Origin of the sequence: Achromobacter anxifer, from assembly GCF_903652925.1 — a bacterium.
GTDB classification, from domain to species: Bacteria; Pseudomonadota; Gammaproteobacteria; order Burkholderiales; family Burkholderiaceae_B; genus Achromobacter; species Achromobacter anxifer.
The window spans coordinates 116,972-143,257 of sequence record NZ_CAHLAR010000005.1 but is presented as its reverse complement, the minus strand read 5'-3'; the positions used below and the strand labels follow the sequence as shown (position 1 = coordinate 143,257).

Sequence of the window (26,286 nt, the reverse complement as noted above, 5' to 3'; positions counted from 1 at the left end):
GTGCAGTTAGAGGCAACTTTAGAGAGGCTCCATCGCCGGCTCCTTGGCGCTCTTGGATTCCGTGGCGAGCCCGATCAGGAACTGCTCGTACTGGCCTTCCAGGTCCAACGTGGACCATCCCGGTGTCAAGCTGGTCGGATACTTGTTCTTCTTGAACTCGGGCACTGGTGGGAATTCGATCGCTTGTGTGGAAATGTGGAACGTGCGCGAGCCGGAGCAAACCACGCACTCCCCTACGCCCATCCGCGTGAGCTTGTCCGGTGAGATCCGGTACTCTTCTGCCTGCCGCCAGCTTTCGCCGATACCGCCTGATTCCGATTGCGACGACTCCGGCGTAACGCGCAAGGATTGCGCTGACGCGCTTTCCGATTTACTTGCGGAGACCGAGTGCATGTAATTCATTTCTTGGCCAATGAGATCCGCAGCTTTAGTGGCGGAGTCCATCGAGCCCAGCTTGAAGAAGCATTTGGTCCAGGTATTGCCGATAATCATTTCTTCGAATTCCGGAGAAACCGAAGCCAAGTTTGCAAATGTCTGGAAGGCGGGGATCATCATTACGCCAGCCGAGCGAGCCTGTTCAAAAACCCGGCTGATACCAGGCATAACATATGAGCCCATCTCGTCCGCAAAGCAAATGAATGGCGGGTTCGGGCGCTCACTTTTTGTGAGCCCCTGCATTTCCGCAACAGCGGTCCGCAGGTCAGACAACACCATTTTCCCGAGATTGAGTGCGGCCGTGTCTTTTGCCATCGTGGGCAGCATCACGTAGCACATCTTGTTATTCCTCACGATATCCGTGAGGTCAATTTCGGGAGTGGTGGTGTTAAAGACCTTTCCGAATTTGCCTTGAGCAAATTGCGCAATACGGCCGGACATACCGCCCAGGATCTGCTTGAGCTTGTCTGTATCAACCTGGACGCCGTCCTTCCCCTTCTTCTTGAACGTGTCGAGAAACACTTGCAAGACCATGAAGGCCTGGCTGTCGAGGGGGACGAGCGTTTCCACCTTGCCAATCGCTGCCGCCGATTGCAGCATGATGGCCAGGTCCATGAAGGTGTACCGCTTCTTCGCCTCTTGCAGCGCGCCCACCAGCACAGTCAAGGCGTAGTTGGCGGACTGCTTGTAGAAGTCTGAGCCCGGGTTGTTGTCGCTCGAGGGCAAGAGATTGAGCAAACGCGACGCAATTTCATCTGGGTCGCCATTGAGCAGTGGATTGTAGGTGTGCGAGTTTTCAGGATCGTTCACGTTCATGACGTAGAACTCATCTTCCCGGCCGAACACGCGTGCCATGTAGGCCAGCTGGTCTCGCACATCCTTGTCAAGCTTCGCGTCAATGAAGAGCCAGCCCCCTCCCCGTGCAGTCTGCTGCCACAGCAGATTCATGCCGAGAACGGTCTTGCCCACGCCGGACTGGCCAATGATGGCCAGGTGACGCATGCATTTGTCGTTCTCGATGTCGAGAGGCAGATTGCGGTCTTTGGTGAAGCCCAGGCGGAGACCGCCCAGGCCCACATTTTCCTTAAACACCTTGTCAGAGGGCAGGACGAACTTTTCCGCTGCGTCCTCGTCGACCGAGCGCAGCCGGCGCCGCGCCTCCTCTTCAAAGAACCGGTAGGAGCCATAGCCGGCGGCAGCGGCCGCCGCCAGGGCGATGGGAGCCCCCGCCAGGGCGGGGTGGCTGGCCGCGAGGCCCGCGGCGACTGGGACCGCTACTGGCCAGAAATCCTCTCGGCCAATCAGGGAACGTACAGGCATCTCTATCCTTATTTTTGTTGTGGCTTGACGATCTCATTGCCCTGACGGTCGTACTGGTCGCCCATGCCTGGAGCGAGCGTCTCGAGGTTCTGAGGCGCCTGGTTGATGCCGCCCACCGTGTCCGAGGGGTGGTAGTTCGCTTGCGACTTGCCGACGCTGCCAGGGTTGTCGAAGTCCAGATCACCCTTGTCCGGCAGGCCACCCTGGTTGGGGATCAACGTAACGTAGGTCGTCAGGCGCTGAGGGCCGTTGGCCGCCGTGTCCAGGGTCACCTCGATCTTGTAGCGACCAGGCTCGAGATCGCCGTAGTCGTGCTCCTGGATCCAGGCCTTACCGTCCTTGTGCTTGATCAGCGTGCCCTTTGCCGACCCATCACCCCAGTCCACTTGGACATTGGTCACCGGGTTGTTGTTTGGCTGATCGGGGAACCAGTTAGGCCAGTTCGCCGGCACCGCGATTTGCAGCGTATAGGCCGCGAAGTCGTAGCCCGACACCTTGGGCAGCGAGTCTGCGCTGGTCACCAGCGCCTTCGTGCCAGGGGTGGGGTTGTTCATCGACTTGTTGTCCTTCATCGCGCCATAGAACGCGTTGGCCGAATCGAGGACCGAGTCACTCATTGCCTGGGCAGCCTCCGGAGACATGTCCGCGGTGGCATCCAGGTCCAGAGAGTTGATCCACTTGGACAAGTCCATGCGGTCGAAGTCCAGCGCAGCCATCTGTTCGATGGAGAATCCCCAGCAGCGCGGCTCCTTAGCGGTACCCCACGGATGGCGAGGCACGTTCAGGTCCACCTCGACGGTGTAGTTGCACCACTTCGAGTTCGGATTGCACTGGCCAGAGAGGTAGAAATACTGGCCGGGCTGCGACGTGTTGCCATAAGGGTAGAACCCAGGGGTGCCCACCGGCAGCGAGGTCGGGATGGCGATCGGCGAGAAGTCGTTCGCGGGCTTAACCACATCCTTTTTCTTCGTGGCGTGCTCCACCAGCAGCTTGCTGTGGATGTTGCCGTCAACAGGCTTGCGGATGTAGTGCGGGTGGAAGATGAAGCGTTGCGAGCTCACCTCGAGTGTGTTGCCCAACCCGCGGTTCGGATCGTTCATGTACGAGGTCATGTCGAAGTTGCCCGCCTTATCCATGTAGTCGATACCTGGCCACGCCGAGTTCGGTACGACCGTGTAGAGCGGGAACTGGACATAGTCCTTCGTACGCTTGCGCACGCCCAGGCCGCCGTTGGCAGTCTTGTCCGACACGGCGAAGTGGTACAGGCACTGACCCGTCAGCTTCTGGCAGGAGCCAACGGCCGTAATGTGCTCGTTGATGCTGGCGCTGACCGCTGCGAAGTTCGGATTGCCGGGCATCGTCGCAGTCACGCCATAGTCGCCGGGCATGTAGAACGAACGGGTCTGCTGGACGTGCCAGTTGACGTCAGATTGCGAGACGTCAGCACCGGACAGGTCCACCTCGACGCCCGTAGGGCTCGATGGCAGGCGCGACGCATCACAGTTGTCATTGGCCGCGCCGCAGGTCAGGAACGACATCATGCCGGGCGTCGGAGCGCACTCCTGGAAGGGCTTGATGTCCAGCATCTTGAGCAAGACACCGGTGGCCTCCTGCTTGGTCATCTTTTCGGGCTGAATGCCCTTGATGTTCGCGGCAGCATTGAGCTCCGTGGTGTATTTATCGTACGCGGCGGCCTGGAGCTGCTGGTTCACACAGTAGCCCGGGTACAGCCAGGTCCAGACCTGAGACTTATTCTGGGTGACGCGCTTGACCCAGCGGCCGCGGTCCAGATAGCCGGAATACTTGGGCACGGAGGTCGGATTGATGTAGGCGTCGAACAGGGTGAAGCTGGTTGCAGCGCTTGTGGTTGTCGTGGCTGTGTCTGCCATGGCAATCTCATCGAGCTGCGCACGGCCCTGCTCGTTCACCACCAGGGCAAGCATGTCGTCGAACACACAATACGTCTTGGTCTTCTGGACGCACTGCTTGATCGGAAAGCCAGACCTCTTCGAGCAATACTCGCCCAGGTAGTAGGTCAGCCCCTTCTGCTTGGACACCGAGAGCTTGATCTCGTCGGCCGAGCACTCCCGCAGCTTCCACGGCTTGTCGGACCCCTCGATGTGGGCCGTCTCGCGGCAGCAGTTGCCCCCGAAGGCCTTCGAGTTCGGGGCGTCACCGGCAAACGCCAGTCCGGCGGTCACAGCTGCGGCCACCATGTTGGCTTGGGCTGCCGCCATACCCGCTTGCATAAGCGCTTCTGCCAACAACCCGACAGAGGCACCACCTGTTGCCACAAAGGTAACGGCGAGGACGGCAATCGCAATGAAGGTGTTAAGGAAGTTGCCCACTGCGTAGTGGCAGCGCAGATCCTGGCCGGAGAAGATGTAGGGATCGTCGTTTGCCAAGCCTTTGTCGATGCCTTCCAGACGCGACATTGCTTGGTTGTACTCGCCCAGGCCTTGGCCAACCTGCGACGCAATTGTCAGGTTGTCCCACCCCCACGCGTTCGCATGGACGCAGCTGCTAATTTCCGACAGCTGGGTGCAAGTGCGGGTTGTGTTCGAGCAGACGTACTTTTGCTCTTCGGCAGCAGCAAATCCGTTGTCCTGGATCGCCGCAGGGCTCGTCTCGGACAGCTGGCAGTTGTCCTTTGTCAAGCACTTGGGCGTCTCACCTGCCTTGCAGATTTGCTGCTCGGTGCTGTTGATGCAGCGGCCATCCGGCCCGACCGCCATGTTGGCGTTCGGTGGGTTGGTAGACGTCACCGAGCCATTGCAGTACGACGAAGTCGTCTCGCACTGGTTGACAGGGGAATCGCAGGGCTTTGGTACTTGCTTCAGGGTGCCCGTTGCCGGATCCCTGACAGTCTCGTAGCAGGTCGATGAGCACGACGTAACCGGCGGCGAGTAGCAGACGTAGTCCTCGGTGCGGGTTTCCTTCGTTGGGGTCTGGGTCGTCAGGCCTGTGGAGCCGGGGTCCGCGCCCTGCGGCGCCGCCGGGACGTAGTCCGAATACTGGGTGTCTTCACCAAGCTTCACGCACTCCTTGTTGACGGGCAGCTTGTCGTTGGTCGTCGGAGCTCCGAAGGCGCAGCGATAGGTGTAATCGGCGTCAGTGATGTAGTTGATCGAATTGATCGTGACCGTAGACTTGATCGCGGCGGCAGTCAGGTTACAGTCCCGCTTGACCGTGGCAAAAGGAGTACCCGAATCACACCACAGCTGAGGCTCAGTCTCGATACACTGAAATTTGCGGCTCCAGTTCCAGCAGGCGCTGGGATAGCCGTCGATCACGGGGGCCGGAATGGATACATATTGTCCCGGACCGATGTTGATTTGCCGGGGGCCGCCATCTGTGCAGGTACGAGCGGACATCCGCTCCTCGCACTTGAGAGCGGCTTGCGCGGGCAAAGACAGCAAAGAGCCTGCCACCAGCGCAAGCGTGGCGGCAACTCCTGCTACAAAGTTGGAGTTGAGGAAGCGTTTCACAGTGTGGTGTCCGGAACGCCCACTGATGTATGGGCTTGCGATAGTATAACGATAAACGAGAATAAAGCCGACTTGGACGCCGGCTTCTGCTCGCCAGGCGGGCAGCCGACGCTGCCCCGACCTCAGCTGTACCGACGCACGTTACGCCGCGGCCCGGACTCGGACAGTGAAACCGCGTTGTTTTCCTTGTACTTGCGGCCGGCAGGGATGGTGCCCTGGGTCACGGCGGGCGCCGCCTCGGTGTAATACTTGTCGCCGACCTTCAGCTGGGGATACTTCGTCACCGCCTCGGCATCCGCGATCGCCAGCCCGGCCTTGCGTTCCGCCCGGCTGAGCTCTGGGGCCGCCGGAGTTGGTGCCGCCTTGGGGGCGGCGGGCGCGGATGCCGGCGCCGGATCCAGGCCTGGCACCAGAGCCGCCGGCGGTGCCTGCGGTGCTTGCGCGTCTGGCGCGCTTGCAGCTGGTTTGGTTTCAGCGGGCGCGGGCTCATCCGGCGTGCTGTTCACGTCTGAAGGCGTAGGGAGCGAGTCCGCTGGTGCCGGTGGCGTGTTTTCGGGAGTGGGCCCTGCTTCTTGGTCAGCAGGTGGCGCTGGCCGCTGAGGCACGGGCTTGGCGGGCGCCGCGGTCAGTCCGAAAATACTGTCCTGGGCCGGATCCGGGGCCTCCGTGCGGGAGGTCGCGCGGGGCCGCGTCTTGGGGTTGCGCGCGACAGGAGGCGGAGCGTCGCCGGTCGCACCGGGCGCCGGCGCCACCGCCAGGCCGATGTCCGCCATCGCGGACGCGGACGTGATGTCCAGCTTGAGGCCGTCGTTGACTTCTGGCACACCGCCGCCGGCGGAGGTGTCCGCCTTGGGCGCGGTGTTCACCCGGCCATCGGCGTCCGCGTTCGGCGCCCGGATCGTTACCGGGAACGGTGATTTCACGCTCAAGCGGTAATTGAGTTTGGTCCAGAGAGGCTCCGCCTTCAGGGCCAGCACCCCGCGGAACACAACAGCCTTCTCGCCGGTACCTGACTGGATATCCCACAAGGGGTTCAGCTCAGTGACGGACATCTCGCCGTGACTATCGAGGAGCAGACCTTCTTTGCGCAGTCGCTCGACCAGGATTCGGGTGTACTTGGCCAACTTGCCAGGATCTCGACGCGTCAGGTCCAGCGCCGCAGCCACCTCCGGAGGAAGTCGCTTGACTGCCGCATCTCGCCACGCCGCCTCGTAGATGAAAAGGTGCGCGCTGTCTGGCGGATTATTCACCATGTTGACGGTGCCCTTCTTGCCGCGGGTCGCGATCGGGGCCTCCCGCAGAAAGTCGACGAAGTCCTTCCAGAGCAGATCCTCGGGCTGGAGGCGCTCGAGGTGGCGATCCTTCTCCTCTGCGGTGGCAGCTCGGTCTGCCTGAGACAGCGCGTTGATGATGCGCAAGGCCAGCATGCTGGCTTCACGGTTACCGCGCAGGTCGGGCATTTTGTTGGGGGCGTGGTCGTACTTGACGGCCAGCAGCAGGGCGTCCTGGTGCAGTTCAGGCAGCTCTCGAAAACCAGGCAGGGTCACAAGGATGCGGGCACTTTCGCGGGAGTGCAGGCCCCTGCGCTTCCATCCGCCGTTGCCATCGGGTTGGAAGGTCACGAGCTTTCCGATATCGTGCGCAAGTGCGCCGAGGAGCGGCAGCCGGAATTCTGGAGTGCACTTGGGCGCCGCCTGGGAGGCGACGTTGAGGGTGTGTTCGAGCAGGCCGACGCCGTGGCCCAATCCCGCATAGTGATCGGGATGTTCAGTGAGTAGTTGGATGAGCTGTTCGCACAGCAGGCGCTCTCCCGGCGTAAGCATCTTCACTGCATCCGCCACGGCTCCCTTGAAATTGACGAAGCCTTCCCCGCGCTTTGCGTCGGACTTGGACAGCGCAATGCGGCTGCCGACCGCTCGTGGCGTCGTCGCTTGAGGGAGTTGACCAAGAGAATAGGAGGCGACCGTGACGCCACCAAACTCTCCATCCGGCTTCAGATTCTTGAGCTGACCCTTCATCGCCACCTGGCAGCGGATCTCGGAGATCGCAGCGCCGAGCAAGATGGCCACCAGCCAAACGCCGAGCACGGGCACCGACCAGTACGTCAGAAGCTGCCACTGGATGTTTGCAGCAGAGCTCAAGCCCTCGAGCTCAAGCTCCGGCACCCAGGGGAAAAGCTGCGCCAGCCGCAGGTAGCCGCTTTCCGCCCAGTCCGGATGTCCCAGGAACAAAACGAGCAGGCCGGCGACGTACCAAAAAATTGTGACCCGCGTGAGCGAGTTCGTGAGTGAACTGATCATGGCTGACCCGAATACAGCGACCTGCTGTATAGCGAAAAACGTGCCGTGTGGCGAAAGCTACAAAAATTCCTCGTATCCAAGGGTGAAAATTGACGGAATGACGCTTTGGTGGTACAACATCAACAACGACGTACCACTAGATGTAGTGTGTCGGAAAGGTGCCGGACACTAGATGGTGTCCATGATCCACCAGCCCAAGGCCGAAACCCGGTCAGGCATAGATGGCAGTGTTGGTTAAATGTCAAAATAGTGGGAAGGTACAAAATGATACGGTAACGAAATGAGTGACGAAGATGACTACGAAACTGAACTCCACGAAGGTCCCTTTTGACCCCCCTCCTCTCAACCGTCGGATCTATGGCGGCCTGAAGGCCTGCCTCACCGGCCCGTTGAAGGGACTGGTCTACCTCCTCTCCAGCTTGAAGGTGCCGGCCGTTCTCGCCGTGCTGGTGACCCTGTTCCTTATCGTGATGGACGATCGCAAGACTGGGTGGTTCTTCTCGACTGCCCCAGGCTTTGGCTGGACGGTGGCAACTTTCCTTGCCATGATGGTGGTATGCGCCTGCATCGGCTTGGCCCTGAAGTTGCTAGGCTGGCTCTGGGTTTCGTTGTTCCGCTAAGCGCGGCGTTTTCGTTATCGTAAAAAAGGCTCCTAGGGTGTAAACCCCAGGAGCCTTTTTGTTGGCTGGCATTTGGCTATGCCGAGCGGGATCCGGTAATTTCCCGGGCCTGGTGGATGATCTCCAGGTGTTCGCTCTCGGGGCGCGAGTCTGCGGCCATGAGCATGTTGTCGGCGTTGCGCATCTGGTTGTCCAGGCGCTCAGCGCGCTGCTCTGCGATCTGCACCTGGGCCTGAGTCGCTCCAGGGGATTGTTCCGCCTGGCCCGAGAACGGGTTTGGCGTCGCAGCCGGTGGCATCAGACCCTGCTGCGACTGAGGATCAGCCACCGGCGCCGGCGTCACCATGGCAACTTGGGTAGGGGCTTGAGCGACCGTCGCTGGCTCGGGCTGCTGCACTTGAGGCGCGTTCATGAACCCAATTACGGGTGCCGGGCTTGCTGCTGCGACGGCGTTCTTCTCGCGCTCCTGCTCGTCTGGCGTCTTTCCGACCTGAGAGCTCTGCGGTGTGCCTACCTTGCCCTGTGGTTGCGTGCCTGGTGCGTTGCGCTGCATCTCTGGGGCCGCGTCACCGTTGCCGGCTGGCTGCGGTGTAGCAGGATTCGTACTCGCCGAAGCCTGGTTCCGCGGGAGCCCGCCACGCGGAGGCACCCCGAAGGCTGCTTGCTGGGTTTGCTCCGGTGTTTGAGGCAGGCTCATTGCGGCGCGCTGTGCGTTGACCAGTTGCTCGCGAGGCTGTTGCGCGTCAGGCGCACCATGCAGAACCTCCTTGCCCTTCTCAATCAAACCGCTACCCTTTTCGAGCAACTCGTCCTTGGTCTTTCCCATGAAGGAAAGCGCTTGAGCGGTCTTGTCCCCAGCGTTGCTCCAAGCGTCCTTTGCCCATTGCGGAGCATGGGAGCCCAGGTCGCCGAAGACTTCCTTGGTGGCGAGCGCCGCTCCCGTGATCGCACCACGCTCCACCTCGGCGCGACGCTTTGGATCGTTGACGAAGCCGCTGGCCGCACCACGTGCAGCGTCACCTTCGTCGCGGAAGCGCTCTGCCTTGGACTCGGCGGTAGCCTTCAACCGAAGCGCTTCAGCGTCCTGGGTGTCCAATCGCGATGACACGTCGCCCTTTGCCGCAGACACGGATTCGGGAACGGCGCCTGGCGTTGCCAGCTGGTCAGCCTTCTGTTCGATCTCGGTCCGAGGTTGAGCCGGGCGAGACGTGCTCAGATAGCTCGTGCCGAACGCGGGTGCATCCATGCGCAGCTGCGCGTTGAGGAGCTGGTTGCGATCGAATGCCGTGGCGCCCATCTGGATGCTTTGGGTCAGGCCGGATTGATAGCCATCGTTTTGAGCAGCATTTTTCGTCGTGCTGACTGTGCGGCCACCGTTGTCGATATTGGTTCCCGTACGGGAATCCGTACCCGAAGTGGATGTGTTGGCACTTCGGCCGTGAACGTTTGCGACAGTGTGCTGACCGGATACGCCAGTCTGAAGCGTACCGCGAGCATCAGCGCTGCCCTTCACACGCGATTCGCGCTGATCCAGTACCCCCGGAATGTCGCCACCGGCGGCGCCGCCCACGGGGCCAGCTCCCGTGGGAACTGTACCGTTGGTGCCAGGCACCGCCTCGGCCCGCGAGCCTGGACGCCCTGCCCCACTGAAGCCGCCGCCGGCAGAGAAACCTGCGCCAGCGCTGGTGCCGTGAGTGGAGGTCTCACTGGTTTGCAAGTTCTCACTGACCGCACCAGCGGTGGTAACGCCCCCCGCCCTGGCCGCAGTAGTCGAGTTTCCACCTTGGGTCGCATCCGCGGTTGCTTGCCCCACGTTTCCGGCCTGGCTTGTGCCCGTAGTGGCTCCGACCGTCATGGACGCTTGTTGTCCGCCGACAGCCATGAGGCTCGAACCGCCGCCATCCAGCTTGCGCCCCGTGCTGAAGTCCGAGCTCGAGAAACCGGAACCCCACGCTCCCGAAGGCGCAATGGAATGCTTGTTGGACGTAAACGAGTCCATGGAAGCCTGATTCAGGCTGTAGTTGCCCGTGCTGATCGTGCTGGCGGCCTGGTTAGCCATGCTTTCACCCATGGCGGATCCGATGAAGCGGCTGAAGTCCATCCCGCCCTTTACCAGCGCCCAGGTCAGAACCGGTACCATCGTGCCCAGGAAGGTGGCCGCGGCACGCAGGTTTGCAGTCTTCTCGGAAATGATCCCCATGTTCGTCAGGGTGAAGCCATAAGCGCCGGCACTGCTCATCGCTCCGCCCAGTTCCGATTGCTGCATCGACAGGACGAGGAAGTTTGCGATGCCCAGCATCGGCTGCCACAGCGTCAGCCACAGCAGGATCTGGCCGAAGTTCTTCAGCAGCGCAAGCCCAATCCCGGGAAGCACTGCCGCTGCAAGGATCAGCGGGGCTGCCGCGTAGACGAATACCTGGAGTACGGCATACACATACCCCATAGAGCGGTTGAATACCTCGGCAGAGGTGATCCAGCCGTTCACCTGGGTCTCGTGGGCCTGGTTCAGGGCCAGGCCCGTCAGGAAATCGGAGTTCCCTGTCGCGGCAGCGGTTTGGCGATAAGCGCCCTGGAATGCAGACAGCATGGCGGCCTGCTTGATCATGCTGGCGCCGTTTGTGATGCCGTTGTTTGTGGCCCATTGCGCAGTGCTGTCAGCAGCAGCATTGACGACCGACAGAGCCGGGGTACGCGACCAGGCAGAGGCGCTCGACAGCATGGACGATGCTTCGGTGAAGCTGTCTACCTTACCCTTGATCAGGGACCAGGCGTCCAGGCATGTCACGACAGCTGGTGAGCCTTCGGGACTCTTCAGGAGCGTGTTCACCATGACCGAGTTGTGGGGGAACCGGATGTCGTTGATAAAGTCGGTCGAGTTGAGCAGCGTCTGGGCCGACAACGCGCCAGAGGCGACACCCATTGTGAAGCAGTCCTGCACATAGTAAGCGAGCGAACTGGCCAGATTGGGGTCGGTAATCCGTGCGCGCGATGTGTCGCTCAGCATGGAAGCCGCCAGATTGAAGGGCGCACCGTTGCTCAGCTTCAGCTCATCGGGAATCGGAAAGCTTGCTTCGATCTGCTTGGTAATCTGATAACCCGCAGTTGAGATCAGCGCCGCCGGGATACCGACCACAGCCGGCACCGTCACAGGGGCTTTCCAGGTATTGTCGACAGTGTCGATCACTTCGACACGCACGACCAGCGGGCCGTTGTTCGTGGCGCCGAACATCACATAGGCCAGGAGGAAGACGCCGACGATGTAGCCCATCAGGCGTTTTGCCTGGGCGGAATTGAATCCGCCTGTTAGACCTACCGTGAGGATGCCAATCACCGCCATCATGCTGGTGATGCTTTGGAAAAGACCGGAGGAGGTGAAGTTGTAGATCGCGCGGAACGCGTCAGAGACTGCCTGAGCGTTACCGAACGCATACACCGTCCACGCGCTGCCCCCACCCATGTTCGGGGCGTTGATCATGTTCCCGGCGGCCACGGCGGGCCCCGCCCAGGCCGTGGCCAGGGCGAGCAGTGCCGCCACGGCTGGCACTCGATACTTGCGAAGAGAAAGCGACATGGGTTACTGCTCAGTGTTTTGGATGTTGTTGCTTTGCACGCGGGTCATCAATTGCCGCTCGCTTGCCGCTTGATGCTCACGGCCAGGTCGGCGTTGCCGTTGAGGCCTTGCGAGATCACTTCGGCTTGGATGGCGCGGTTGACCTGGACGATGTGGTCGACCAGCGTGCGCTTCTCAGCCAGGCGCGACAGTGCCTGCGACTTCCGCTCCTGGCCGTCCTTGACCATTTGCATGATCTGCTCCCGGATGACGGACATGCTCTCAGGGCGCAAGGCGCGACTGATTCGCAGATCGATCACAGGCTGAGCGCCCAATCGAGCGACCTTTGTCATCGTGTCAATCGCATAGTGTGTTGCGATCGTCACGGTATAGATTTCCAGCAGTTCCTGAGCCGAGCCAGGGTACACGGCGGCCATGTTCAGAATGCGGTACAGGGGGTAGCCTGATCCGTTCAGGATCGCGATCGTGTCGCTATCAAGCGGCTGGTTCTCGCGAACCTTCACCACGCCTCGCGACAGCGCATCGCCAACCATCCAGGCCAATCCGGTGTAGCCGTTGTAGGAGAGATCACCGGTCGCAGAGTCGTAGAGCATCTGCGACGCACGCTTCATCTCAGGCTTCGTGCAGTCCATGGTGGTGTCCGTGCCATTACCTTGCTTCACCTTGTTTCCGCGGCACGAATACATCATCGGATCTTCGGATGCTTTGTTCGACGCCTTACCCAGGCAAGTCGCGCCCAGAGAAGTCGATTTCAGCTTGGCCAGTGCGTCGGCATCGTTCGGCCCATAGTAGGTGCGTGCATAACGCAAACCTTCCTTTTGAGGCTCGAAGCCACAGATCAGCTTCTCAGCGAGATTGTCCATGCCGGTGATGATCGGCGGCGCATAGCAGACCGTGTTAGAGGTGCTGGCGCCCCCTGTCGGATTTTTCGACGGGGCACTGCTGCCATCCTGCGGCGTTTTTGGCGCGTTCGGGTCTTGAGCTCCGATCAAGTTGGAGCCCGTAGGATCGTTGAATGCGTAATCCGCCGCCGTCGTGGCCTGGATGTTGCCGAACGCCTGCTGGCAGCTGGTGCCAGGCTTCGCGTACATGACGGTCATGCCGATGGTGGACAGCAGCATGTCCTTGATGAAGCCGTCCTCGTAGCCAAGCGACGTCAGCGCCTGGTACGTGACGTTGCCGGTCAGTTCGAGCTGCTCGGCCGACGGCGTCTTGGTGTTGGATTTGTTGCCATTGGACAGGAAGTCGTTCACGGAGTCACCGACCTTGTTCAGTGCAGTTTCCGCATCGGACAGCAGGCGGCAGGTCGATCCGGCGACACCATCCATCCAGCTGCTGGTCTTGCCGTCCTCGGCAGCGTACTTTGAGCAATCCGACTTGCGGCCGGCGGCGGGGAGCAGTCCGAACGAAGCGAAAGCGGAGCGGGTCAGGTTCTGGGCGACAGCACACGCATCCGCGCCTGCATTACGCATCTGATTGGCAATGTCACGCAGCTTTGCCATGACGGCATAGCACTGCGGGCACAGGGTCTGCATGGCCAAGTCAACAGCCACCCCGAGCGACGCCTGAGCGACTGCTTCCACGAGCTGGCGGATTTCGTCCAACGAAATGAAGGCGAAACCACCAAAGTGCCACGAGATCCCGGAGCAACCCGCGGAGAAGGATGGAGGGTCTGCCGACAACAGTGAGACCTTCTTGCCCTGGAACGACACCTGGCCTCCACCGAGGCTATAGATCGAGCGAGCTTGCGAATGGATCGCGCCACCAGAGTCGATCGTGGCAGTCCCGCCGATCGACTTAAAGATGTTGGCTGCGGTGGGACTGGGTCCCGCGGCATTCGCGGTCATTGACGAAAACAGCATCGTCGCTGCCGCGAACAGCGAAAAAATGGAAAGGAGCGCTTTACGCATGGCAATTCCTCGTGAATAGTTACGAGTATAGGAAGGACCCTATCCTCAGATAGTGGTTAAGTAGGCATTTGGCATTTTTAATGGTGATGCTTCACTTCGCGCGTGTGCTCGCGTCATATCCGAGCAGCTCCATGAGGCGGCGCTGATCAGGTCCGTTGGCGGCACTTGTCCCATTCGCAGATGCGGTGCCTGTCGGGCGTGGGTTGAATTTCGGGTCGAACGAAACCGACGGGCGCGAGCCTTCGCCGTTGTCCAGGCCCTGGATCATGGCGGCACGGTAGGCTGAGAAAAAGTTGACGGTATTTGCCAGGATCTGGTTGTCAGCCACCACCCCGGTCCCCAGGCGGATCCAGGTGTTCGAGGGTACGTACAGGTAGATCGCCGGCACGATCTTGACGTCCAGGATCGCCGCCTGCTCGGGCTTGATGTTGTCGCCGCAGTTGTCGCCCTCGAACCCTGGCAAGCACGCGCCATCCAGGGGGATGTTGATCAGCTGCAATCCCATCGTGTGGGCCACACGCTGGGCGTACGGCGCCTGATCATGGCAGTAACTGCAATCGTTGCGGCTGAAGAAGAACAGGACACCACCCTCGTCCTTGATCAACTTGAAGTATTCAGTCTGGCTGGCCTGCGTGACCCGAGTAGCCAGCGCGATGCCAACCTCGGAAATCGGATTCTTCACGGTTGGGTCCAGGTCGGGGTTCTGGACCATGTTGAAGTACCACATGTTGGCAGCAGCCGAGGCTTTGCCGACCACCCATTTCATGTATTGCTGGGCGGCCTCCACTGCTTTCGGATTGTCTGGGGTCAGGCTCATCATCTGGAGCAGTTCGTCGCGCTGCTTGGCCTGAAATTCGAAGTCCGCCCCCGGGTCAATGAAGCCGCAATCGTGCCGCCAGGTGTCCTTTTCCTTGCAGAGCTTTTCCTTCTCTTCCTCGGTCATTGGCTTGGGCTTTTCCGCCTTCTTGGGCACAACGACCACCGGGCCCGGATCAGGCTTCGGTGGCTCCTTTGGCTTGACGGCCGGGGGCGGTGGCTCCGGCTTGGGTTCCGCCTTCTTGGGATCCAGATACCAGAACCAGCCTTGGCGGGCCGGTTTTGTATGGAGCTCACTTCCTGGCGCCGCAGGTCCATCGTTGGATTGAGCAAAGGCGGGGAGGACGGAGCACGCGGCAAGCGCGGCCGCGCAGCCGAGGCGCGCAAAGAGAGATACAGGCTGGGGCATGTGCTTGGAGCCGAAACGAGTGATCACGAATCACGGGCACTCAGGCACGTGATGAGAGGATTGTAGTATATCTCAGAAACAGCAAAAAGCCCACTAAAGCGGGCTTTCGCTTTTCGAAGAGCAACCTCTCTAGGCCCGGTTGGCGTCGATCCAGGCTGACAATTCTTTTCCGCTGACCAGGACCGCAGGCGGCAAGTCGAGGCCCTTCTCGTCGGCGATCTTTTGCGCGAAGGCAATCGCCTTGGGGGTGGGCCGAGACAGATATTCGTCCAGGAAGGACTTGCAGATGTCGAAATTGCGGTCGTAGTCCGACGGCAAAGGGACGTTGTGCCGGGCAGCCGCGGTAACGGCCGCCGTGATCATCCGCTCGGTGGGCATCCCCTTGCGAGGGGTGTCTTGGGTGGGTTCAGCCATAGGGGTATCTCCAAAGATACCCCTGTATAGCGATTATTTGATCTGATAGATCGGCGTGGCGTGGGCCTGGATGTTTGTCATCGGCAACGGACCGTAGTAGCGGGAGTCGAGGCTGCGGATGTTGGGGCCGTAGATCCACACCTCCCCCGCCTTGAGCTCGTATTCGGCATCAGCCGCCAGCCAACCAGTCATGGGCCGGTTGGCGCTATCGAAAGCACTCGGCCTCCCGATAGAGCTGCATTGCATGCCTGCGCGGGTCACGGCGCTCGCCGACGGGATCGGGGCGGTTACGTCGCGCGGGTCGAGCTTCACGCAGGCAAAGTAGTTCTGCTCCGCATCGGCAACGATCAGATCCCCAGCCACAGCACCGATGGTCTTCGTGTGCCGGCGGGAGTCTGCTTCTCGGGCGTAGCGCTCGGCGATCCACGGCTGGGGTGGCGTGAAGTTGAAGGTCACGTACTGATGCCGCTGGACTTCGAACGGGCGCGGGTCTTGCCAGTAGACGCCCCGGGGAATGGAGTCCGTCACCACAAAGATCAGCTCTCCGGGGATCACGCGCCCGAGTGCCACAAATACGACGAAGGCGCCAGCCATCCAGAAAAACATGCGTTGCAATGCCTGCCGCCAGCGTTGGACGTTGCGCAGGTTCTCGCGCCAGGACGCTGGGGCGCCGGTGTTGGTGTTGCTCATGCTCATGGGAGTACGTTGGACTGACTCTCGCGAGATTCATTTTGGTCGGCAATACGGGCATTGCGCTCGCCCAGCTGGAGCAGATAGTCCTCGCGGAGCTTGCCGTTGGAGAAGGTGCTGTCGGTGGGCGCCATGTACTCGAGCGCCTCGGCGGCTTCGCCTGGCTTGACGGTGACGGTCGGTACGTTGGTTGGCAGGCCGAACCGCAGAAGTACGGCGTCGGTGATGTCCGGAATATCGCCGGGGATCACGACGGTCTGCTTGACCAGCACCAGCGCGCCGCCGGCCTCTTCCTCGATCACAGATTCGGCTCGCTTGGCCACCTGCGTCATGGTCAGCGCGAGATCCGCGTCTCGGGTGGATTGCAGGACGCTGACGGCCGCGCGCTGCGCGTTGGAAAACTTCACGGGGTCGAAGAGGACGATCGAATGGCCGCCGAACGAGAAGCCACCCCCGGGTGGTCGGTAATGCGAAACACCGAAATAGGCGATGACGCCGGCGACCGCCACGCCGAGGAAGACGAATGGGGCACGTGGATGAGCAATCCAGGATCCCATCTTGGTAAAGATGCCGGACGGCGCGGGCGTGAGCGCTTCGGGATGATCGGTGGACGGCTCAGCGGCCTGAGCGGTCGCGTGAGGTTCGGTGGATTGATCCATGGGTGTGCTCGGTTGACTTTTGAGGGGTAGTATAATGCAAAACGTGTCAAACGCCTCGTAGACGAGGCGTTTGAGTTATCGGCGACAGCGTCAGGCGGCTTCGGCCAGTGCGGCTTGTTCCTGGTTCTCAATGAGATCGCGAAGCAGGCTCCCTTCCTTGGGGCGGAAGGAATGGCGGCGCTGGATGTAGTCCTCGCGGGCCAGGATATCGACTGCTGCGATCAGATCGCACTGGTGTGCCCGCTGGGTAGCGGCCAGCCGTTCGAGGTCGGTCGGGTTGGTCGTGTACATCCAGTACGAGTGCCGGTCAGTGACGAACCGGTATACCCCTTGACCGCCCTCTCCGCGCACGAAGATCTCAGAAAAGCCCTGAGCGCCGTCGGAGTTGACGGTCTTGAGCATCCCGATGAGCGTTTCGTCCTCGGGGATCCACTTCTTGCTGACGGCCAGGTCGATCGACTCGGGCTTCTGCTTGAGCACGAAACTCCAGGTGGCGTTTTCCAGCGCGGCGCGGGCCGCGTCGGAAGCCGCGAAGTCCGAGTAGGACTGCGTGATCGCGCCGGCACTGCCGCGGTACTTACGCACGGTACGGAAGGCCTTGGCGATGAAGCCGCCGGATTGCTTGTCGCCCAGCAGGCGCCAGCCTTCGTCAACCATCAGCAGCTTGGGACGCTTGCGCTCGGGGTCCGAGAGGTACATGTCCTTGGTGATCTGGTGGATCATCAGGGTCATGACTACGGCCTGGAGGTCGGGGTCGACCTCGAGGTCTTCCAGCTCTACGATGATCAGGTCGTTGTCGAGCTGAACCTGACGCGGACCGTTGAACCAGGCCGCGTAGCGCCCCACCGCGTAGGAGTGCAGCTGGAACGCCAGGTCCTTGTAGCGGGGATCGTCCTGGTCGTCCATCCAGAGGTAGACGTCCTTGAGGCCGGTGTTTTCGCGCGCATCTTCCCAGGCCGCCGTGATCGCCTTTTCAATGGCAGCGTACTGCCAGTTGTACTCGGCTTCGAAGCGTTCATCGTCTGTCAGCGGATAGGTCATCTGCCGGATCAGCGACTTGAGCATCGGCATCAGCTCGAAAAGGTCCGCGTGCTTTGTGATGCCAGAGAACGGGTTGAGCGACACTGGATGATCGGCGCTGAATTCGAGAACCGTTCCTTTGTTCTCCTGCGCGAAGCGCTTGTAGGAGCGGCCCACGTCGAAGATGCGCACCATTCCGTTTCGCGACAGGAGGTCGCCGGCGATCTCGTTGGCGAAGAACGACTTGCCAGAGCCCGACTGAGCGATGACGACGAAGTTGTAGTTCGTCGAGGAGTCGAACAGGTCGATCGAGGCCAACTGCCCACGCCGCGAAATCAGGAGTGGGCCGCCGCGGTGCGGAGCGCTGCCATTCCAGTCGCCCTGCACGTGCATCAGGGTCGCAGCATTGAAGGAATTGACGCTGTTGGCGCGTTGCAAGCCACGACCGGGCTGGTCCGTCGCTGGGTCGTACATCAGAGGCAGGCCTGCGAGGAAGACCGGCAGGGAGATGTAGCGCTCAGGCGAGCAGCGGAAGCCCGCCTTACGCCACAGGTTGGCCACGTACTCGGTTTCGCGCTTGGAGCGCTCAGGCGCGTTGTAGAGCACCACACCAGACCAGACGCGCATCGGTGCATGCCCGTGACGAGCCGCTTCCATCAGCCCGTCCAGCTCATCTTTCTGCGTGTACAGGTGGCCCATCATCGACCGATACCAGGGGCTCTCGGACATCATCTGCTTGTTGAGCGAGCCCAACTTCATGGTGATGCGGTCCTTGGCCTTTTCGGCGTGCTGCACCACGATGGTCGTGTGCATCCAGAACGGGCAATTGATGCGGTCGTCGCGGGAAAGTGGGTGGCCCAGCAGCTTCGATGTGTTTGGCAGCCAGCCCTCGACAGGAGGAGCGTCCATCGTCAGGACCGTAGCCACGATGTCGCTCGCGCCATCCTTTTGCGAGGAGAACAGGATCGTGCCATCGGGATTGACCGAAATGCGAGCGTCGCGCTCGACCAGGCAACCTGGCAGCGGCATGCCCGAATTGGCGCGTTCGCGGCGTTGCTCCGGGGTGAGCTGTGCATTCAGGAGCTCATTCATGAGCATCTCGAACGCGGGACGGTCCAGCACCTGGCTTTGAATCGAGGCGCCCTTCAAACCACCTTCCAGCGTAGCGCGCAGGCCGAGAACGCCCTTCAGGAAGATTTCCATCGCGTTTTCGTCGTCCGGCGCGCCGTTGAAAGGCAGAGACACCGAGATGTAGTAGAAGAACTTGCGGGGCTGGAAGTTGGTGCCGCCGTAGGTCAGGGATCCGTCGTGCTGGGATGCTGCGGTGAAGAATTCAGCCCGGCGCAGCGCCAGCTCAGCCAGGTTGGCGTGGCGGTTCTGGTGCAACCGGGCGTGGAGCCAGGCATCCAGCGTGTGCTGCGTCTGGCTTGACGACAGCACACCGACCTGCACCACGGTTTCTGGCGGGCAGTTGATCAGCACGGCCTCGAGCTGGCTCTCGATATCCGTGCCTGCGACCAGCAGCGGCGCGAAACCCAACATGAACCCCACGCGGAACGTGTCGGCTGAGGTCAGGTAGATCAGCTTGTTCTCGTCGTCGAAGTCGCGATATCCCAGCCATTCGTGGAACGAGACACGCTCGGCCAACGCCTGCGCAAGCTGAGTAGGAATCGGCAGATCGCCAGGAGGCTGAGGACGCAGCCAGTTCGTTGCCTTGCTCACCAGGCCGTCGAGCACCCGCGAGACACGCGAGGCGTTGGTTTCCTCGTCACGCGCAGTTTGGACCCAGTCCAGGATGTTGCTGCGCTTGACGGTTTGGCGGACGGAGGGATCCACATCCATCGGCGCTTGCACCAGCGCCGCCGCGGTAGCCTCAGCCTGGAGCTGAGGTTCAATACGGTCAGCCGCGTTATTCACATCACTCATGAAAAACCTTTTCTTGCTTGAAGCCCGGCTTTTGGCCGGGCTGTCTGGATGCTTAGTTGCTTCCCAGCTGCACAGCCGGAGCGGTCACGCCCGGAGCGGAACCGGGCCAGCTTGGTTGGCCTTGTGCCTGAATCTGGCGATTGGCGGCGTTGGCGTTTGCGGCGGCACTGTTGGCCGCGTTGGAAAGGTTCTGGAGCGCCGCACGCTCGCGCTGCTGATTGCTCATCGCCTGGGAGGCGCCGGCTGCGGTGTTGACAGCAGCGGCCTGGGCGGCGGCACTGGGCGGCGTCGCGCGGGTTTGCTGCCCACCCTGCTGCGGATTCACGGCCAAGCCCGTGCGTGGATCGACGGTCAGGATGCGACCTTCGGGGCGATCAGACGGCCGCGTTGGCCCCATCATGTTCGCGCCAACGTTGGTGCTTCGATCCATCGTGCCGTAGGCCCAGCGCCCCGGCGTGGAGAAATAGGAATGGTGGCCATCGTGCAGATTGCCGTTCGCGTCCTGGAAGCTCTCGGTGTAGACCTGGAACACCTTGGGCGGGATGAAGGCTGGCGAGCCGGTCTTTTCTCGAAATGGTCCCTTAGCCTGGTCGGGCAGGGGGCGCACCGGCGTCTTGGACAGCAGCTCGGGCGGAATCAGACGGCCCTTCTCGTCCATCAGAACCGAAGTCTTGTTGCCGGTCCCGCGTTTGGCGCCCGCCATGGCGTCCGACATGCTCGCGCAGGCGGTCACCTCGTCCGGGGAATCCGTTGGGTCCAGGGGGCAGCGATAGCCGATGCTGGAGCAAGCGCTCAGCGTCGCCAGCCCGGCCAAGATGCCAGCCAGTTTCAGCTGACGGGCGTAGATGTTGTACGACATGTGCGGTAGGTCCTTATTCGCGAGTCAACGTATAGCGATAAATGGGCTTTTTTGCGATGGCGTCAGCGCATCAGTGATTGCCGCTGGGCGTCATCTTCAACAGGCGGGGGCGGCGTCAAGCCTGGAACTGCTTGGTCTGGATAGCCAGAGCGGTCTTCGATGGCTTGCTGGAGCTCCTCGCTGTTGTCGGCCGGCGAGCCGCGGTGGGTGTCCAGTGCGAACGTGAGGAGGAGGAAGCGGCCGGTGGCATCGGTGTAGACCACCTTGCCGCTGGCCATCTGAACCCGGACCAGGCCGCAAATCTGCGACGGCTTGGCATTGTCAAAGGCTGTGCTCGGGAGGCTTTGGCGCAGGCGCTGGAACGCGATTCCTGCCTCCTCCTGAGTGAGCAAGCGGCACTCAGGCACGGCCTGCGCGGAAAGTGCCGCCATCGGCTTGAGGGCGGCGTTGTGCACGTCTGCGGGGGGAAGATCGACCGGGAGCATGGGCATAATCAATCAACCTTCCTTTCGACGCGGAGCTTTTCCTTCGGCGTGGTACGGTACGAGTCGGTTGTCTCGAACTTCAGCGCCTTGGACTTCGTGAACAGCACGGAAACCTTGCGGCCGGCGTCGACAGCGATGACGGGCATCGTCGACTCCGCCTGCTTCAAGTAGAAGTCCGCCAGCTGCTCCGCTGCGGTAGCGGCACCCTGGTAGGCGCCCGCTTTGGGAATGTTTTTGCCCAGGATCGCGCTGGTGGAGCCCAGCGCCGTGTTCGTCACGGTCGACTGTGCCTGGCCGAAGGCCGAAGACACACCTTCTGCGAAGCCAGCCAGCAGCGAACGAGCCAGCTTGGCGCCCTGGCGGTCTTGCAAGGTTCCGCGGATACCGTTCTTTCCGTCAGAATCAACCAGAACACCCTCGACCTCTTCAGACAGCACGAGACGGTTCTTGGCGTCTACGCAGGTCAGCGTTGCCAGACGCGCGTAGACGCGCTCGGAGCTCATATCCCCCCAGGCGGAGACCAATACGTGGCAGCCCTTGATCTGATAGTTGGCTGCATTCGGCAACACAGCGTTGGAATCGAGCCGTACCACCATGGGCTGGGGTTGCGATTGCGCGGTGCCGCCCGTGAAAGCCTCCACGCCCGAAATCAGTGTGGCGTTCGAGAAACTGCCACCAGGCAGGAAGCCCTTGCGTTCATTCGGGACGAGGTCTTCCGTGGTAGTGGGGTCGGTGGCCGAAGCCTGCGCTTGAACCGTCGGAGGGACGAAGGATCGCGCGGGCGAGCGCCCTGGCGCCTTGGCGGGGGCATCAGGCGTTGAGGCGACGGTGGCGGCCGGGGGCGGCGTCATCGGCGCGGACGCAGGTGGTGCCTGCACAGTGGCTTGCGATGGCACAGGTGTGAGGCTGCGAGGTGGCGTGGGCGGTGGCGGCAGATTCAGACTCACGCGGGGCTCGGCATTCTGCGCAGCCGGCGTGTTGGCCGGGCGCTGCTCGAGCTGCTTCTTCAGGGCAGCCAGATGCGCATTGGTTTCTTCTTGTGCTGCGCGTGCATTCGCGATCTCGCGCTTGAGCGCTGCGACTTCGGCGCCGGTCTGAGCACGCCAGTCCTTCTGGCTCGACAGGCCCTTGGGCGAGGTTTCAACCACCGAGCTGTTCGGCTTCGCTGGCTTGTTCGTCGTGGTCGAATTGCCGCTCATGAACATGGTCATCAGCGTGAGGCCGCCTGCAATGCCGCCCATGACGATCAGCCACCGCTTCTTGGTGTCTTTCGTCATGCCCGCAACCAGCTCATTGGGCTTGAAGCTGCGCTTCTTTGTCCCGGTCGTAACCGAGATGTCCTTGTTGGACGAGGAGAAATCTGGTCCCGCCATTACTGGGCCTCCCCTTCAACGCGCTCGAGCATAAAGAGAATCGCCGGTTCGGCATTCGTGATTGTTTCTCGGTCAAGGGCGAGTGCCTGGACCGTTTCATGCCGGAATAGCGCGGGACTGATGGCGACCGGAGTTGCGGTATGGGCCACGATCTGGAACATGTGCGCGCGCAGCCCTGCTTCGTTATCCCAGCTGGCCATCTGGATGACGTCGAACAGCTCGAAACGAACCGGGCGTCCGCTGACGTTCACCGGCTCGAATCCAGCAGGAAGGTCGCCGCGCGCAATCCGCGACAACAGCTCGACGTTTTGCTCTGAGGCGGTCATACCGCCTGCTCCCTGGGCGGCGCCCGCAGGCGACGTAGCCTTCGCCAAACGGGCATCGGAAGCACCGTCTTCCGCACCGTCGACACGGATGATGGCGCCAGGGCCGGGGGACGGCATCAGGTTCAGCGTAACGATGCGGCCGGAATGCAGGTGGGTCAGCATCTGCACGGGCCCCTTCGCGCCTGCGCGCATTTGCAGGAGCATCATTCGCTTGCCGTTGAGGAACACAGGCTTGCAGGGATCCTGAGGCGCCGCGTCGGCCGGGCACTCGGGCAGCGGCGCGCCTTCCTGGAAGTAGACGCCCTCGATCGGCTCGGGAAACACGAAGCGGTTGAGCTGCGAATCAGACACAGGGGTGCCAACCAGTCCGGAGAACGGGTCGAGGGGCTTCTTGGGCTTCTCGGCGACTGCTTCCTTTTCGGGCTTGCCCTTCTTGTCGTCGGTCGCTTTGGACGACTTTGCGGACGCCGTAGGCGCGGCTGCTTTCGGTGCCTGGGGCGTCAGCACACGCGCCGGCTCGGGCTTGGGGGCCGAGGGCAGCGCGATGTCGATCAGGTCCCCGGGAAAGAAGCTCTCCGACGGCGCGGCAGGGGCTGACGCAGCTGGGTTCAGGCTCGAGGTCGTAGCGGGTGGCAGGACGGCAGGGGCAACCTGCGTAGCGGCTGCGGCCGGTGTGTTGGCTGGTTGCTGCGTGGGCGCGGGCATTGCTGCGCCAGCCGGCTTGGGAGGAGGCACGACGGGCTGGGCATAGGCAGCCGTGACACCGGCTGCCAGCAAAGCGGCGAGGAGGCGGTTGACTTTCAGGTGCATGGTGATCCTACTGTCTCTATAAATCGGAGGTGTTCCTGGTTACTGGGCGCTGGCAGGCTTGGTGCCAGGCTTGCCCCTGCTTGCGCTCTCGATCGCGCGGTACTCTTCCTCAGAGGGCTGATGAACGCTGGTGATGTTCAACATGCCGCTGCCATCGGCGGAGTAGGCGAACGAGTAGGCGGCTGGGCCACGGAAAACTTCCTTGCCACCCATGGAGCGCACGAGGATCCCGTGGAGCGTTACTTCGCCGCCGTTGACGAAGGTGCGGGAGCTGTAGAACGACTGCGTCAGGCCCTCTTCCTTGTGGGCTTTCGCTTCAGCGAGAAGGTCACCCTTCTTGGCGTCGTACTGCGCTGGCGTCAGGCGGCTGAGGAACAGGCTGTACTGCGCTTCAATGGTCTCGGGCGTCCAGCTCAGCAGCGCGTAAGCGTCTCCCTTGGCCAGCGCCGTGATGTATTCCGGGGTGAAGGGCTCGCCAAGGTTGATCGAGATGCCGGCCTTGCTGGCAGGCAAGCCTTGAGGGATCAGCACCACGGTGCGTTGCGAGGCCATGTGGATCATCATCATCGACTGAGCGATGAAGACTCCGATCATGATCAGGGCGACAGACCGCCACGCTTTCGCGCTCTGAAAGAGGTTGGCCAGAAAATCAGGGTAAGTAGAGGGAGTTTTCATCTTGACGACCCGGAGGGCGAAACAACGTGCATCCTGCTTTGAATAGACAGGCTGCGTTAGTATAACGAAGAACGTGCGTTTAGACTACGTTCACGGAATGAAGTCGTTGTCCCACGCTTTGAGCTTCATTCGTCCGAGACCCTTATCGATGTTCAGGCCCATCGCCCACAGCCAGTGCTGGGCGGCTCCCCGCTTGGCACCCTTGCGAAGCTTGGAGGCGATTGTCAGCGTCACCGCACAGCCGAGGGCGCCGAACACGAACATGTTCAGCGCCACGCCCATCCCGAAGATGGAGAGCCCGGCAATGAAGTCGACCGGCTCCCAGAAGAGAATCGGAACGGCGTTATCGGCGGTAAGGGGAATTTTGCGAATCGCTCGTTCGCTGCGCTGTCCGCTCATGTGCAATCCTTGAGGTAGTTGAGCAGCGAGTGAATACGCCGCCCTACGGCGGCGTATTCACTCGCTCGGCCAGCGCCTTAGATCAGCGCGCCAGGCAGGAGCTTCGTGATGATGCCGGGACCCCAGTTCAGGAACGCAGCGCCTGCGATGCCGGACAGGGCGGGCATCGGGCTGTTGCGGGCCACGCCCATGCCAGCGCCGATCAGCATCATGGTCACGGCCAAGCCGGTGCCCAGGGGACCCTGAGCCCAGTCGACGACCATGTCCCGGAAATTCGAGAACGTGTTGTCGGAGCTGTTGGCCATCGCCGCTCCGGACATGGCCAAGCCCATCGCCGCAACCGAGGCACGAGCGGAAAACGCCTTCAGCTTCGAAGGCTTGATGAGGGAAGTCGATTGTGTGGAAACCATGGAAAAAAACCCTTCGTTGGAAAATGACAGGCCTGCGGTCATTTCGCTAGTGCCTGAAAACGTATAGCGTTGCGTAACCGCATGTTTTGTGATACACGCGAAAAATTCTCTGTTTCAGGCTGTGGGTGTTGGCGCAGCTCCCTTCCCGCCGCTCCGGCGCGCCCTGCGGCGAATCTTGAAAATGACGAAGAGCCCCACCAGGACCATGAGTCCGAACACACTGAGGCCGGGGATAATGCTTTGCGGCTGTTCGCGTGCGGCCGGCGCATCAGGCGCTGGAGCGGGTTCCCGCACGGCATCTCGGGCAGATTCCGCGAGGGACGGCGTGAGGGTGGGAGCGGAAAGGTTCGATTTGGCTGCTGGGGCGCTGTGGATTCCCTCGCCGCCCTGCTGCGGCACGGGGCCTGCGGGGCGCGCCGCATAGGGGTTGGCGTCGAGGTACGCGTCGATGGTGGCGAGAAGGGTCTGGTCCGCGCGCTGGACCTGGGCTTGGTATAGCGAGAAGCCTTCCTTCAGCTGGACCAGCACGTTGTACCAGGCCATTTGCAGCTCGTAGTTCGGCATGACCTCGAGAAGCGGAGACAATTCTTCGACTGCGCGCTGGATCTCGCGCTGCATGAGACTGAGGTCGGGCGCAGCCTGCCCGACGACCTTCTCGCGGTAGGCTTCGATCTCGCGGCGAGATTCCACGCTGAATTGGTACTTCTCCCAGTCGTCATCCTTCGCGCGGGCGGCTTGCTGGTTGCTGTTTTCAATCCAGCGATTCAGCGTCTCCAGCTGCCGGGCCCGGGCCTGGGCCGAGATGCCAATGGAATCCGTGATGTATTTGTTGACGGTGAAGCGGGCCCGGTTCGCTGCATCGGCCGCCATACCCGGCAGCATGAGCTTGGCCTCGCGAGCGGAGGGCGGCGAGAGGTACAGCGTGCCCAGTGGATTGGATGGCGTGAACATCAGAGTCCAGGGACGATTCTCGCCGCGCAGAAGCCAGGGCACCTCCTCACGCCCAGGCGATCCCTTCAGCGTGAGCTGTGCCGCATCCTGGGGGGCCTTGCCCTCCACCATTGCCTGGATGGCCGGATCCAGCGCGCCGCGGGGGGCGGCGGCAGTCGGAGTGCTCGCCGGCGCCTGCGGAACAGCGCCGGCAGCCGTCAGCTCCCGATGGCTCTGCCCTGAAAAGAGCGGAGGTGGCGGATAGACGTCGTTCTGCTGGGCGCTGGCTGTGCCTGCTAGCGCTCCCAGCGTTACGCCAAGCGCCAGTGCAATGGGCCCCGCGCGCCACCGTGGGCGCTCCTGGGAAGCCGAATGGCCACGCCGAGCGTCGGACGTGGCGGGGTGAACACGCGCGGAGCGCATGGACGAATTGAGCATGTC

Annotated in this window: 19 protein-coding genes; 1 reads left to right on the top strand and 18 read right to left on the bottom strand. The window is 61.8% G+C overall.

Annotated features, from left to right (window positions below; genetic code table 11):
* Window positions 1–18 precede the first annotated feature (18 nt).
* The 3 genes from HWY37_RS17200 to HWY37_RS17190 all read right to left on the bottom strand — a co-directional run bounded on the left by HWY37_RS17200 (window position 19) and on the right by HWY37_RS17190 (window position 7,543).
* Window positions 19–1,755 (bottom strand): type IV secretory system conjugative DNA transfer family protein, encoded by a 1,737-nt coding sequence (locus tag HWY37_RS17200; protein WP_176089249.1) that lies wholly within the window; start codon window positions 1,753–1,755, stop codon window positions 19–21.
* Window positions 1,756–1,763: 8 nt separating this feature from the next.
* Window positions 1,764–5,243 carry a conjugal transfer protein TraN gene (gene traN / locus HWY37_RS17195; protein ID WP_176089248.1) on the bottom strand — a complete coding sequence of 1,160 codons (3,480 nt, stop codon included), beginning with the start codon at window positions 5,241–5,243 and terminating at the stop codon, window positions 1,764–1,766.
* 122 nt (window positions 5,244–5,365) lie between these two features.
* A complete protein-coding gene (locus tag HWY37_RS17190; protein WP_176089247.1) occupies window positions 5,366–7,543 on the bottom strand; it encodes an HD domain-containing protein in 2,178 nt (725 codons plus the stop codon).
* 293 nt (window positions 7,544–7,836) lie between these two features.
* On the opposite strand from HWY37_RS17190, the gene HWY37_RS17185 reads away from it, so the two are divergent.
* Entirely contained in the window at window positions 7,837–8,163 is a 327-nt protein-coding gene (locus tag HWY37_RS17185; protein WP_176089246.1) for a hypothetical protein, read from the top strand.
* Window positions 8,164–8,239: 76 nt separating this feature from the next.
* Here the strand turns inward: HWY37_RS17185 and HWY37_RS17180 are convergent, their stop codons facing one another.
* The 15 genes from HWY37_RS17180 to HWY37_RS17110 all read right to left on the bottom strand — a co-directional run bounded on the left by HWY37_RS17180 (window position 8,240) and on the right by HWY37_RS17110 (window position 26,283).
* Window positions 8,240–11,734 carry a conjugal transfer protein TraG N-terminal domain-containing protein gene (locus tag HWY37_RS17180; protein WP_176089245.1) on the bottom strand — a complete coding sequence of 1,165 codons (3,495 nt, stop codon included), beginning with the start codon at window positions 11,732–11,734 and terminating at the stop codon, window positions 8,240–8,242.
* 47 nt (window positions 11,735–11,781) lie between these two features.
* The gene (locus tag HWY37_RS17175) at window positions 11,782–13,644 is read right to left on the bottom strand and encodes a conjugal transfer protein TraH (protein ID WP_176089244.1); all 1,863 of its coding nucleotides are present in this window, start codon (window positions 13,642–13,644) and stop codon (window positions 11,782–11,784) included.
* A gap of 91 nt (window positions 13,645–13,735) precedes the next feature.
* The gene (traF, locus tag HWY37_RS17170; protein ID WP_176089243.1) at window positions 13,736–14,896 is read right to left on the bottom strand and encodes a conjugal transfer protein TraF; all 1,161 of its coding nucleotides are present in this window, start codon (window positions 14,894–14,896) and stop codon (window positions 13,736–13,738) included.
* Between the two features lie 102 nt (window positions 14,897–14,998).
* Window positions 14,999–15,283 (bottom strand): hypothetical protein, encoded by a 285-nt coding sequence (locus HWY37_RS17165; RefSeq protein WP_176089242.1) that lies wholly within the window; start codon window positions 15,281–15,283, stop codon window positions 14,999–15,001.
* 33 nt (window positions 15,284–15,316) lie between these two features.
* On the bottom strand, window positions 15,317–15,973 hold the full coding sequence (locus tag HWY37_RS17160; RefSeq protein ID WP_176089241.1) for a S26 family signal peptidase: 657 nt from the start codon (window positions 15,971–15,973) through the stop codon (window positions 15,317–15,319).
* 2 nt (window positions 15,974–15,975) lie between these two features.
* Window positions 15,976–16,632 carry a hypothetical protein gene (locus HWY37_RS17155; RefSeq protein ID WP_176089240.1) on the bottom strand — a complete coding sequence of 219 codons (657 nt, stop codon included), beginning with the start codon at window positions 16,630–16,632 and terminating at the stop codon, window positions 15,976–15,978.
* Between the two features lie 90 nt (window positions 16,633–16,722).
* Window positions 16,723–19,578 carry a TraC family protein gene (locus tag HWY37_RS17150; protein ID WP_176089239.1) on the bottom strand — a complete coding sequence of 952 codons (2,856 nt, stop codon included), beginning with the start codon at window positions 19,576–19,578 and terminating at the stop codon, window positions 16,723–16,725.
* Window positions 19,579–19,630: 52 nt separating this feature from the next.
* Window positions 19,631–20,437 (bottom strand): hypothetical protein, encoded by an 807-nt coding sequence (locus HWY37_RS17145; RefSeq protein ID WP_176089238.1) that lies wholly within the window; start codon window positions 20,435–20,437, stop codon window positions 19,631–19,633.
* 62 nt (window positions 20,438–20,499) lie between these two features.
* Window positions 20,500–20,922 carry a disulfide isomerase DsbC N-terminal domain-containing protein gene (locus tag HWY37_RS17140; protein ID WP_176089237.1) on the bottom strand — a complete coding sequence of 141 codons (423 nt, stop codon included), beginning with the start codon at window positions 20,920–20,922 and terminating at the stop codon, window positions 20,500–20,502.
* An 8-nt stretch (window positions 20,923–20,930) separates the two neighbouring features.
* Window positions 20,931–22,295, bottom strand: coding sequence for a TrbI/VirB10 family protein (locus tag HWY37_RS17135; protein ID WP_176089236.1), 1,365 nt, complete (start codon window positions 22,293–22,295; stop codon window positions 20,931–20,933).
* A complete protein-coding gene (locus tag HWY37_RS17130) occupies window positions 22,295–23,431 on the bottom strand; it encodes a TraK domain-containing protein (protein ID WP_176089235.1) in 1,137 nt (378 codons plus the stop codon). Before HWY37_RS17130 ends, HWY37_RS17135 begins: the two co-directional genes overlap by 1 nt.
* A 39-nt stretch (window positions 23,432–23,470) precedes the next feature.
* Window positions 23,471–24,106 (bottom strand): TraE/TraK family type IV conjugative transfer system protein, encoded by a 636-nt coding sequence (locus HWY37_RS17125; protein WP_176089234.1) that lies wholly within the window; start codon window positions 24,104–24,106, stop codon window positions 23,471–23,473.
* Window positions 24,107–24,196: 90 nt separating this feature from the next.
* On the bottom strand, window positions 24,197–24,505 hold the full coding sequence (locus HWY37_RS17120) for a type IV conjugative transfer system protein TraL (RefSeq protein ID WP_176089233.1): 309 nt from the start codon (window positions 24,503–24,505) through the stop codon (window positions 24,197–24,199).
* 77 nt (window positions 24,506–24,582) lie between these two features.
* Window positions 24,583–24,957 (bottom strand): TraA family conjugative transfer protein, encoded by a 375-nt coding sequence (gene traA / locus HWY37_RS17115; protein WP_176089232.1) that lies wholly within the window; start codon window positions 24,955–24,957, stop codon window positions 24,583–24,585.
* 72 nt (window positions 24,958–25,029) lie between these two features.
* Window positions 25,030–26,283 carry a hypothetical protein gene (locus tag HWY37_RS17110; protein WP_176089231.1) on the bottom strand — a complete coding sequence of 418 codons (1,254 nt, stop codon included), beginning with the start codon at window positions 26,281–26,283 and terminating at the stop codon, window positions 25,030–25,032.
* Window positions 26,284–26,286 lie beyond the last annotated feature (3 nt).